At 70.0% G+C, this 10,892-nt stretch carries 12 protein-coding genes; 11 read left to right on the forward strand and 1 reads right to left on the reverse strand.

The window, feature by feature from the left end; genetic code table 11:
* Window positions 1–8: 8 nt before the first annotated feature.
* Entirely contained in the window at window positions 9–584 is a 576-nt protein-coding gene (locus E8D38_RS08795) for a hemerythrin domain-containing protein (RefSeq protein WP_140628011.1), read from the reverse strand.
* A 165-nt stretch (window positions 585–749) separates the two neighbouring features.
* Between E8D38_RS08795 and E8D38_RS08800 the strand changes: the two genes are divergently transcribed.
* The 11 genes from E8D38_RS08800 to E8D38_RS29290 all read left to right on the forward strand — a co-directional run bounded on the left by E8D38_RS08800 (window position 750) and on the right by E8D38_RS29290 (window position 10,716).
* The gene (locus E8D38_RS08800; protein WP_140628014.1) at window positions 750–1,172 is read left to right on the forward strand and encodes a universal stress protein; all 423 of its coding nucleotides are present in this window, start codon (window positions 750–752) and stop codon (window positions 1,170–1,172) included.
* A gap of 12 nt (window positions 1,173–1,184) precedes the next feature.
* A complete protein-coding gene (locus E8D38_RS08805) occupies window positions 1,185–3,491 on the forward strand; it encodes a heavy metal translocating P-type ATPase (RefSeq protein WP_140628017.1) in 2,307 nt (768 codons plus the stop codon).
* Window positions 3,492–3,508: 17 nt separating this feature from the next.
* Entirely contained in the window at window positions 3,509–3,703 is a 195-nt protein-coding gene (gene ccoS, locus E8D38_RS08810) for a cbb3-type cytochrome oxidase assembly protein CcoS (protein ID WP_140628021.1), read from the forward strand.
* A 50-nt stretch (window positions 3,704–3,753) separates the two neighbouring features.
* Entirely contained in the window at window positions 3,754–5,196 is a 1,443-nt protein-coding gene (ccoN, locus tag E8D38_RS08815; protein ID WP_140628024.1) for a cytochrome-c oxidase, cbb3-type subunit I, read from the forward strand.
* Between the two features lie 25 nt (window positions 5,197–5,221).
* The gene (ccoO, locus tag E8D38_RS08820; RefSeq protein ID WP_140628026.1) at window positions 5,222–5,842 is read left to right on the forward strand and encodes a cytochrome-c oxidase, cbb3-type subunit II; all 621 of its coding nucleotides are present in this window, start codon (window positions 5,222–5,224) and stop codon (window positions 5,840–5,842) included.
* Window positions 5,843–5,852: 10 nt separating this feature from the next.
* Window positions 5,853–6,026 carry a cbb3-type cytochrome oxidase subunit 3 gene (locus tag E8D38_RS08825; RefSeq protein WP_140628029.1) on the forward strand — a complete coding sequence of 58 codons (174 nt, stop codon included), beginning with the start codon at window positions 5,853–5,855 and terminating at the stop codon, window positions 6,024–6,026.
* A complete protein-coding gene (ccoP, locus tag E8D38_RS08830; RefSeq protein WP_140628032.1) occupies window positions 6,023–6,931 on the forward strand; it encodes a cytochrome-c oxidase, cbb3-type subunit III in 909 nt (302 codons plus the stop codon). The genes E8D38_RS08825 and ccoP overlap by 4 nt, the downstream gene beginning before the upstream one ends.
* Before the next feature lie 21 nt (window positions 6,932–6,952).
* The gene (gene ccoG, locus E8D38_RS08835) at window positions 6,953–8,446 is read left to right on the forward strand and encodes a cytochrome c oxidase accessory protein CcoG (RefSeq protein ID WP_140628035.1); all 1,494 of its coding nucleotides are present in this window, start codon (window positions 6,953–6,955) and stop codon (window positions 8,444–8,446) included.
* A gap of 22 nt (window positions 8,447–8,468) precedes the next feature.
* Window positions 8,469–8,687, forward strand: coding sequence for a nitrogen fixation protein FixH (locus tag E8D38_RS08840; RefSeq protein ID WP_140628038.1), 219 nt, complete (start codon window positions 8,469–8,471; stop codon window positions 8,685–8,687).
* The gene (locus E8D38_RS28845; RefSeq protein WP_246099410.1) at window positions 8,665–8,967 is read left to right on the forward strand and encodes a hypothetical protein; all 303 of its coding nucleotides are present in this window, start codon (window positions 8,665–8,667) and stop codon (window positions 8,965–8,967) included. The genes E8D38_RS08840 and E8D38_RS28845 overlap by 23 nt, the downstream gene beginning before the upstream one ends.
* A gap of 153 nt (window positions 8,968–9,120) precedes the next feature.
* Window positions 9,121–10,716 carry a methyl-accepting chemotaxis protein gene (locus E8D38_RS29290; protein ID WP_181179002.1) on the forward strand — a complete coding sequence of 532 codons (1,596 nt, stop codon included), beginning with the start codon at window positions 9,121–9,123 and terminating at the stop codon, window positions 10,714–10,716.
* Window positions 10,717–10,892: the final 176 nt, after the last annotated feature.

Raw genomic sequence — 10,892 nt, forward strand, 5'->3', positions numbered from 1 at the left:
GCGGCGCATCAAGGCTTGTTGCCGTGGCGCACGCCGCGTCGTTCGGCCATCTCGCGGCCCATCGCCGCCAGCGCTTGTGAAGGTTGCTGCCCGAGCAGGCGGTGCGCATGCGGGAATGCGACGCCGTCTTCGAGCGGTAGGTGGTTCGCATGCACGTCGACGAACCGCTGCGCCGCGTGCTCGAGCGCGGGCTGGAGCGCGGGCTGTGCCGGCGTGTTGCCGGCCTCCAGCGTCTTGAGCAGGGGCTCGAGTGCCACCCACGCCGAGCGGATGTGCACATGGTCGTCGAGCATCTGCCGCGCAGCCGCCACGGCCGCCGGGTCGCCGCTGGCCAGCAGCACAGGGATCACGTGCCGCTCCTCGTCTTCATGATGGACCGGCGCGGCCAGCGTGAAGTAGCGCAGCACGTCGCGCGCGGCGTCGCGGGCCTGCGCATCGGCACCATGTGCGGCCGCATGCTGCACCAGCCGCTGCAGCAGCGCGAGCGAGCGGCGCACCCGGTCGTGGCAGGCGTCGAGCATGGCAAACGGCTCGTCGAAGGTGGCGGCGCGCTCCTGCTGGCCGGGCAACGAAATCTTGTGCATGGGGACGGATTGTCGCGACGCCGGTGCGGCCGGCCGGTTGACATCGCGCAAGGCCATACCCGCGGCGCAGCCGGCCGGCCGCTGACTGCTTGATGCGCATCAAGCCGCAAGTGGGGCGGTGCAAGCAACATCCGCGCATCGCAACCAAGCAAGGCGGAGGTTCCCATGAAAGTTCTGCTGGCCGTCGACGGCAGTGCCTATACCAAGCGCATGCTGGCCTACCTGGCCGCGCATGACGAGTTCCTGAGCGGCGACACGCAGTACGTCGTGGTGACCGCGGTGCCGCCGGTGCCGCCGCGCGCCGGCGCGTATTTCTCGAACGCCGAACTGCAGGACTACTACAAGGACGAAGCCGAGAAGGCGCTCGGCCCGGTGCGAAGCTTCATCGCGCAGCAGGGCTGGACGGCGGAGTTCGAGCACCTGGTCGGCCACGCGCCCGACCTGATCGCCGAGGCGGCCAACAGCCGCGGCTTCGACCTGGTGGCCATGGGCTCGCACGGCCATTCCGCACTGGGCGGGCTGGTGCTGGGCTCGGTGACGACCCGCGTGCTCGCGCAGTGCAGGACGCCGGTGCTGATCATCCGATAACGACCACCCTCGATGTCCGAGCAGGAGGTCAGCAGCAGCGCGGCCTGGGACGACGCCGACGAGCAGGCACGCTTCACGCGCCAGGTCCTTGGCGCCGCCGGTGAGCCGCTGGCCGAGTCGGCGCTGTGCATCGAAGGCATGGACTGCGCCGCCTGCTCGCTCGACATCGAGCGCGCACTGCTGGCCCTGCCGGGTGTCGAGGCGGCGAACGTCAATGCGGTGACCGGTCGCGCGACCGTGCGCTGGGACCCGCAGCGCACCACCGCGTCGCGCATCGCGCAAGCCGTCGAGAACGCCGGCTACCGCGCCTTCCCCGCGCTGTCGATGCTGGCCGAAGCGGCGCGCGAGCGGCAGCGCCGGCAGATGCTGTGGCGCCTGTTCGTCGCCGGCTTCTGCATGATGCAGGTGATGATGTACGCCACGCCGGCCTACGTGGCCGAGCCGGGCAGCATGGGGGCCGACATCGAGCGGCTGCTGCAGTGGGCGAGCTGGCTGCTGTCTGTGCCGGTGGTCATGTTCTCGGCCGGGCCTTTCTTCCGTGGTGCCTGGGCCGACCTGAAGCGCCGGCGCGTCGGCATGGACGTGCCGGTGGCCCTGGGCATCGCGGTCACCTTCGTGGCGAGCACCGCGGTCACCTTCGAGCCGGGCGGCATGTTCGGCGGCGAGGTGTACTTCGACTCGCTCACCATGTTCGTGTTCTTCCTGCTCGGCGGCCGCTACCTCGAGATGCGCTCGCGCGATGCCACGGCCGCGGCGCTCGAAGGCCTGGTGAATGCGGTGCCAGAGACGGCCGAGCGCCTCTCGGACGAAGGCGGCAGCCAAGCGGTGCCGGTGCGGCGCCTGCGCGTGGGCGACCGCGTGCGCGTGCGGCCCGGCCAGGCCTTCCCGGCCGACGGGCGCCTGCTCGATGGCCAGGCGCAGGTGGACGAGGCGCTGCTCACCGGCGAGTCGAGGCCGGTGCTGCGCAGGGCCGGCGACGAGGTCGTCGCCGGCAGCTTCAACCTGTCGGCGCCGGTGGTCATGCTGGTGCAGCGCACCGCACAGGACACCCGGCAGGCGCAGATCGTCTCGCTGATGCAGCGTGCCGCCACCGAGCGGCCCGAGGTCGCGCGACTGGCCGATCGCATCGCCGGGCCGTTCCTGTGGGCCGTGCTGCTGGTGGCGGGGGTGTCGGCGCTGGCCTGGAGCTTCATCGAGCCGGGGCAGGCCGTCTGGGTGGCCGTCTCGGTGCTCATCGTGACCTGCCCGTGCGCGCTGTCGCTGGCCACGCCGGCCGCGCTGCTGGCTGCCGGCGGCGCCCTCGCGCGGCGCGGCGTGCTGGTGCGCCAGTTCTCGGCGCTGGAAAGCCTGGCCCGCGTCGAGCTGTTCGTGTTCGACAAGACCGGCACGCTCACCGAGGACCGGCTGGAGCTGGCCGGCGTCGAACGCCTGGGCGAGATGTCCGAGGCAGACCTGCTGCGCCATGCCGCCGCCCTCGCATCGGCCTCGCTGCACCCGGTGGCACGCGCGCTGGCCGCAGCCGCGCCGCCCGGCGGCGCCGCGGTGATGCAAGACGTCGAGGAACATGCCGGCCGCGGCCTGTGCGGCCTCGATGTGCAAGGCCGCACCTGGCGCCTGGGGGCGCCGGCCTTCGCCTGCCCCGGCACGCACCCGCCACCGGCGGAGCGCACCACGGCCTGGCTGTCGATGGACGGCCGGCCGATGGGCGTCTTCTGCCTCGACGAAACGCTGCGGCCCGATGCACGCGGGGCGCTGGCGCAGCTGCAGGCCGAAGGCGTGCGCGTGGCGCTGCTGTCGGGCGACCAGCCCGCGGCCGCACGCCGCGTCGCGCAGGCGCTGGGCATTGCGGACGTGACAGGCGGCGCGACGCCGGAGGACAAGCTGGCCTTCGTACAGGCCGCGCAGGCCGAAGGCGTGGCTGTCGCCATGGTGGGCGACGGCGTCAACGATGGCCCGGTGGCCGCACGGGCCGACGTGTCCTTCGCCATCGGGCAGGGCGCGCCGCAGTTGTGCGCCCAGGCCGACTTCACCTCGCTCGGCGCCCATCTCGCCGATGTGGCCGCCGCCCGTCGCCTGGCGCGGCGCACCGTGTCGGTGGTGCGGCAGAACCTCGCCTGGGCCGCTGCCTACAACGCGGTGTGCGTGCCGCTGGCCATGCTGGGCTGGCTGCCGCCATGGGCCGCCGGGCTCGGCATGGCGGCGAGCTCGCTGCTGGTGGTGCTCAACGCCGGCAGGCTGCGCAGCGACACACGCCCGCTGCATGAGGCACGCCGCAGTGCATCGCGGGCGCGACCCGGGCTCGGCATGGGCATGCGCTGAGCGATCGAACACACACCATGGACATCCTCTTCCTGCTCGTGCCGCTGTCCGCGCTGCTGGTGCTCGCCATCATCGGCGTGTTCGCCTGGGCGCTGCAGGGCGGGCAGTTCGACAACGTCGAACGCGAAGGCGCACGCATCCTCGAAGACGACGCGCCGAGCGAATCGCGCGAAGCCTCGCATTTGGTTGACAGCGATCAAGCCTCCTGCTGATGCCCGATCGAACAATCCGTCCGTACCCACGACGGAGAAAGGGGCAAGCAATGGCAGCCTCCAGCGACAGAACGATTGAAACCACCTACGACGATTTCGCGGTGCGCGGGTTCGCGCTCGCCGCGGTGCTCTGGGGCATCGTCGGCATGGCCGTCGGCGTGTTCATCGCCGCACAGCTGGCATGGCCCGAGCTGGGCGCCGGCATTCCCTGGCTCAGCTACGGGCGCCTGCGCCCGCTGCACACCAACGCGGTGATCTTCGCGTTCGGCGGCTGCGCACTCTTCGCCACCTCGTACCACGTGGTGCAGCGCACCTGCCAGGTCAAGCTGTTCGCGCCCTGGCTCGCCAACTTCACCTTCTGGGGCTGGCAGGCGGTCATCGTGCTGGCCGCGGTGACGCTGCCGCTGGGCATCACCAGCGGCAAGGAGTACGCCGAACTCGAATGGCCGATCGACATCCTCATCACGCTCGTGTGGGTGGCCTATGCGGTCGTGTTCTTCGGCACCGTCGGCATGCGCCGCGTGCGCCACATCTACGTGGCCAACTGGTTCTTCGGCGCCTTCATCCTCGCGGTGGCCCTGCTGCACCTGGTCAACAGCGCCGCCATGCCGGCCGGCCTGTGGAAGAGCTACTCGGCCTACGCCGGCGTGCAGGACGCGATGGTGCAGTGGTGGTACGGCCACAACGCGGTGGGCTTCTTCCTCACTGCGGGCTTCCTCGGGATGATGTACTACTACATCCCCAAGCAGGCCGAGCGCCCGGTGTACAGCTACCGCCTGTCCATCGTGCACTTCTGGGCGCTGATCTTCACCTACATGTGGGCCGGCCCCCACCACCTGCACTACACCGCGCTGCCCGACTGGGCGCAGAGCGTGGGCATGCTGTTCTCGCTGGTGCTGCTCGCGCCGAGCTGGGGCGGCATGATCAACGGCGTGATGACGCTGTCGGGCGCCTGGCACAAGCTGCGCGACGACCCGATCCTGAAGTTCCTCATCGTGGCGCTGTCGTTCTACGGCATGTCCACCTTCGAGGGGCCGATGATGTCCATCAAGACGGTCAACGCGCTGTCGCACTACACCGACTGGACCGTGGGCCACGTGCACTCGGGCGCCCTGGGCTGGGTGGGGCTGGTGTCGATGGGCTCGCTGTACTACCTGATCCCGCGCATGTTCGGCCGCACCACGATGTACAGCGTGCCGGCCATCAACGTGCACTTCTGGATCGCCACGCTGGGCATCGTGCTCTACATCGCCGCGATGTGGATCGCCGGCGTGATGCAGGGGCTGATGTGGCGCGCCCTCAATCCCGACGGCACGCTGGTCTACAGCTTCGTCGAGAGCGTGAAGGCGACCTATCCCTTTTACGTGATCCGCCTGGCGGGCGGCCTGCTCTACCTCGCCGGCATGTGCGTGATGGCCTGGAACGTGGTGATGACGGTGCGCAGCGGCCGGGTGGCCCCGGCGGCCATCCCGCGCCTGGCGGCGGCCGCCTGAAGTGGCCACAAGAAAGGAGCAACACATGGCTGCGAACCAAAAAGCCACCGGTCACGAACGCATCGAGACCAGCAACTTCCTGATGATCGTGCTGATCCTCGTCACCGTCGCCGTGGGCGGCCTGGTGGAGATCGTGCCGCTGTTCTTCCAGCGCTCGACCACGCAGGCCGCGCCGGGCCTGAAGCCCTACGACGCCGTACAGCTGGTGGGCCGCGACATCTACGTCCGCGAGGGCTGCTACAACTGCCACTCGCAGATGGTGCGCCCGCTGCATGCCGAGACGCTGCGCTACGGCCACTACTCGACGGCGGGCGAGTTCGTCTACGACCGCCCGTTCCAGTGGGGCAGCAAGCGCACCGGCCCCGACCTGCACCGCGTGGGCGGCAAGTACAGCGACGAATGGCACCGCCTGCACCTGCTCAACCCGCGTGACCTCGTGCCGGAATCCAACATGCCGGCCTATGCCTGGCTCGAGCGCAACAAGGTCGACCCGCAGAGCGTGGCGCCGCGCATGACCGCGCTGCGCCGCCTGGGCGTGCCCTACAGCGAAGACGAGATCGCCGGCGCCGCCAAGGCGCTCGAAGGCAAGAGCGAACTCGATGCCCTGGTGGCCTACCTGCAGGTGCTCGGCACCAGCATGAAGTGAAGGAGCCGACATGGACCTGAACATGCTTCGCAGCGGCGTCACCCTGGTGAGCCTGCTGCTCTTCGTCGGCATCGCGGCCTGGGCCTGGCTGCCGCGCCGCCGCGCCGACTTCGAACGTGCCGCGATGGCACCTTTCGCGGGTGAGGCCGAACCCGCGTCGAACGGGAATGGAGAACGCTCATGAGTGACTTCTTCAACAGCGGCTGGTCGCTCTACATCGCCATCGCCACGGTGGTGAGCCTGCTGGCCTGCCTGGCGCTGCTGATCATCGCGGCGCGCCGCAAGGTGATGGCCAGCGACAACACCACCGGCCACGTGTGGGACGAGGACCTGCGCGAGCTGAACAACCCGCTGCCGCGCTGGTGGATGTGGCTGTTCGTGCTGACGGTGCTGTTCTCCGGCGCCTACCTGTGGCTGTACCCCGGCCTCGGCAGCGCGCAAGGCAGCCTGGGCTGGAGCAGCAACAAGCAGTACCTGGACGAACAGGCCAGGGCCCAGCAGCGCGCGGCGCCCATCTACGCCGCGTTTGCCGGCAAGGCCATCGAGGACCTGGCCCGCGACCCGCAGGCCATAGGGATCGGCGAGCGGCTGTTCGTGAACAACTGCGCCACCTGCCACGGCTCCGACGCGCGCGGCAGCAAGGGCTTTCCGGACCTGACCGACCGCGACTGGCTGTGGGGCGGCACGCCGGAGAAGATCGTCGAGACCATCACCAACGGCCGCCAGGGCGCCATGCCGCCGATGGCCGCCGCCGTGGGCTCGGCCGAGGACGTGAAACACGTCGCCCACTATGTGCTGAGCCTGTCGGGCAGCCCTCACGACGGCATCTATGCCAGCCTGGGCCAGAAGAAGTTCGGTGCCTGTGCCGCCTGCCACGGCGCCGGCGGCGTGGGCAACCCGGCCCTGGGCGCGCCCAACCTTTCCGACAAGGTGTGGCTGCACGGCTGGGGCGAGAAGGCGGTGACCGCGATGGTGCAGAACGGCAAGACCAACGTGATGCCGGCCCACGGCTCGCGCCTCACGCCGGAGCAGATCCGGGTGCTGGCCGCCTATGTGTGGCGCCTGTCGCAGCCCAACGCCGCGAAGTGACGAACCGAAGAAGCTGACGGCATGCAGGAACAGGTGGTCACGCGCAAGCCGGAGCGCCGCGTCATTCCGATCCAGCCGGCGGCTGCGGCCGCCGGCGAAGCGCACGACGATGCGCCGCAGAAGCTCGTCTCGCTCTACGAGAAGCAGAAGACCATCCACCCGCGCTCGGTGCGGGGCTGGTTCTCCCGGTGGCGCTGGGCACTGGTGTGGATGACGCAGCTGCTGTTCTACGGCCTGCCGTGGCTCACCTGGAACGGCCGTCCGGCGATGCTGTTCGACCTGGCGGCGCGGCGCTTCTACATCTTCGACTTCGTCCTGTACCCGCAGGACTTCATCTACCTCACCGGCCTGCTGGTGATCTGCGCCTACGCGCTGTTCTTCTTCACCGCCGTGGCCGGGCGGCTGTGGTGCGGCTATGCCTGCCCGCAGACGGTCTACACCGAGATCTTCCTGTGGGTGGAGCGGCGCATCGAAGGCGAACGCGGCGCCCGCATCAAGCTCGACGCCGGCCCCTGGACCGCCGACAAGCTGGCCCGCAAGTCGGCCAAGCATGCGGTGTGGCTGGCCATCGGCCTGTGGACCGGCTTCAGCTTCGTGGGCTACTTCACGCCGATCCGCGCGCTGTGGGCCGAGTCGTTCACCCTGTCCTTCGGCCCGTGGGAATGGTTCTGGGTGCTGTTCTACGGCTTTGCCACCTACGGCAATGCCGGCTTCCTGCGCGAGCAGGTGTGCAAGTACATGTGCCCGTATGCGCGCTTCCAGAGCGCCATGTTCGACCGCGACACGCTGATCGTCAGCTACGACGCGGCACGCGGCGAGCCGCGCGGCACGCGTGCACGCAGCGCCGACCTGCAGGCCGCGAAGCTGGGGCACTGCATCGACTGCAAGCTGTGCGTGCATGTGTGCCCGGTGGGCATCGACATCCGCGACGGCCTGCAATACGAGTGCATCGCCTGCACCGCCTGCATCGACGCCTGCAACGGCGTGATGGACAAGATGCAGTACCCGCGCGGGCTGATCCGCTACGCCACCGAGAACGGCGTGGAGCAGGGGCTGTCGAGCGGCCAGATGCTGCGCCGCGTGCTGCGCCCGCGGGTGCTGATCTACGGCAGCGTGCTGCTGGCGATCGCCGTGGCCTTCCTGGTGAGCCTGTCGATGCGCAGCCCGCTGAAGGTGGACGTGGTGCGCGACCGCGCGTCGCTGGCGCGGCTGGTGGACGAAGGCCGCATCGAGAACGTCTACCGGCTGCAGCTCATGAACGCCACCGAGCGCCAGCAGCGCTACCGGGTGACGGTGAGCGGCATCGAGGGCGCACAGGTGTCGGGCCCTGCTGAAGTGGACGTCGGCCCCGCGCAGTCGCGCTGGATGCCGGTGGCGGTGCGCATTCCGCCCGAGGCGGCGCAGGCGATCGGCCCGGGCGCCCATCCGATCCGCTTCGAGATCGTGGCGGTCGGGCCGGGCGAGGGCGCGGCCCGCGCGCTGCAGGAGAAGTCCACCTTCGTGGTGCCGCGCTGAGGGCGGCCAAGGAGATCACGACATGCAAGCTGAACAAGGCGATCCGAAGCCCGTGCTGCCCTGGTGGCGGGTGGGCATGGTCTGGCTGGTCATCGCCGGGCCGCTGGCGGTGGTGCTGGCCGGGGTGCTGACCGCGGCGCTGGCCGTCGCGGGTGCCGACCCGGTGGTGAGGGCAGCCCCGGACGTCAACCTGACGCCTGCCGTGCAGGCGCGCAACCATGCCGCCGCGCCGAAGCGCTGACCCGCTGCTCGACGACGAGCCGGACGAGCCCTGGGAGTCCGACGCCTACCCGTTCGCGCGGCGCGTCCTGCTGATCCTGTGGCCGGCCTTCCTGATGGCCGGCGTGCTGGAGGCGCTGGTGTTCGTGGTCGTCGACCCGGAGTCGTTCCGATGGTTCGGCGGCCCGGCGCTCGACTGGCCGGTGATGGCGGTCTACAGCGTCACCTTCCTGATCTTCTGGGCGGTCATCGCCACCGCCGGCGCGCTCACGCACCTGCTGGAGGATGCGCGCCGGGGCTGAAACCCGGCTCCGGCTGATACACATGGTGTTACCGGCGCGAGAAGCGCCAAGGAGTTGGCATGAGCGGCCCTTCAGCCTGCCCGCAAGGGAGGCGATATGAAGGCCACGGCCGTACGCCGGCACCACCCACTACAGCTGCAGGAGCCCCATTTCATGCCTTTCGCCGACCTGACCGTCCGTGCCCGGCTCACCCTCGCCTTCGGCGCCCTCACCGCCATCGTGGTGGTGGTGAGCGCGGTTTCGCTGCACGCCTTGAGCTCATCGAACGAGCGTTTCATCGGTTACGTCGAGGGCATCAGCGCCCGTGCGACGGTCGCCGCACACGTGAGCAGTGCGGTGGACCGGCGCGCCATCGCCGCACGCAACCTCCTGCTGTTCACGTCGCCGGCCGAGGTCGAGGTGGAGAAGGCCGCGGTGAAGCATGCCCACGAGGAGGTGAAGACCCAGCTGGCGCTGCTGAAGAAGATGGCGGCCGAGTCCACCGACATCTCGCAGAAGGCGCGCGAACTGATCGGCGAGATCGAACGCATCGAGGCCCAGTACGCCCCGGTGGCCCTGGCCATCGTGGACCTGGCCCTGCAGGGCCGGCGCGAGGACGCCATCGCGAAGATGGAAAGGGAATGCCAGCCGCTGCTCGCCGCCATGGACAAGGCGGCCGACACCTACAGGGACTACACCGAAGGCCGCGAAAAGGTCCTGGTGGAGGAGGCCGAGGCGCACTACGCCGGACAGCGGCTGCTTGTCTTCGGCGCCTGCCTGCTGGCGGTGCTGGCGGCGGTCGGCGGCGGCGTGCTCATCACCCGCAGCCTGCTGCGTGCGCTGGGGGACGAGCCCGCGGCACTCAGCCTGGCGGCGCAGAAGGTGGCCGGCGGCGACCTGAGTCCGCTGCCGCAGGCCGACAAGGCGGGCAACGGCAGCGTGCTGTCGTCGCTGGGTGTCATGCAGGCCGGCCTGGCGCAGCTGGTCGGCCAGGTGCGCCAGGCCTCTGATTCCATCGCAGTCGGCAGCTCGCAGATTGCGGTGGGCAGCTCCGACCTGAGCCGGCGCTCGGAGATCCAGGCCAGTGCGCTGCAGGAGACCGCCGCCACGATGGACGAGCTGGGCGCCACGGTGCGCAACAACGCCGGCAACGCGCAGCAGGCCAGCCGGCTGGCCAACAGCGCCTCGGAGGTGGCCGGCAAGGGCGGTGACGTGGTGAGCCAGGTGGTGGTGACCATGCGCGACATCAACGCCAGCTCGAAGAAGATCGCCGACATCACTGCCGTGATCGACGGCCTCGCCTTCCAGACCAACCTGCTGGCGCTCAATGCCGCCGTCGAGGCGGCACGCGCCGGCGAACAGGGGCGGGGCTTCGCCGTGGTGGCAGGCGAGGTGCGCACCCTGGCGCAGCGCAGCGCCGCCGCAGCCAAGGACATCAAAGCCCTCATCAGCGGCAGCGTGGCGCAGGTGGAGGAGGGCACCGCGCTGGTCGACAAGGCCGGCGCCACGATGAGCGAGATCGTGCAGGCCATCGAGCGGGTGAGCGGCATCGTGGGCGAGATCAGCTCGGCCAGCGCCGAGCAGAGCAGCGGCATTACCCAGGTCGGCCAGGCAGTCACCCAGATGGACCAGGCGGTGCAGCAGAACACCGCCCTGGTGGAGGAAAGCGCCGCGGCCGCTGCCAGCCTGAAGCGCCAGGCGGATCAGCTGGTGCGGGCGGTGTCGGTGTTCAAGCTGGCGCGGCAGCCGGGGGAGCTGGTGGCGGCGTAGGACGCGGCGGGTGTAGCCGGCCCCGAGGCCGGCTCGTCGGTCACTTCGTAAAGCGGGGCCCCGTCTGTGCCGCCTGCGCAGCGTCGCGGCCCGAGGGTTGCCGCGAAGCGGTCGAGCAAAGCTGTCTGAGCTCCGAAGCCGCAGGCTGAGGGCGAGTTCTTTGCTCGCCCTCGGGA

Source organism: Methylibium rhizosphaerae, assembly GCF_006386545.1.
Taxonomy (GTDB): Bacteria; Pseudomonadota; Gammaproteobacteria; order Burkholderiales; family Burkholderiaceae_C; genus Pseudorivibacter; species Pseudorivibacter rhizosphaerae.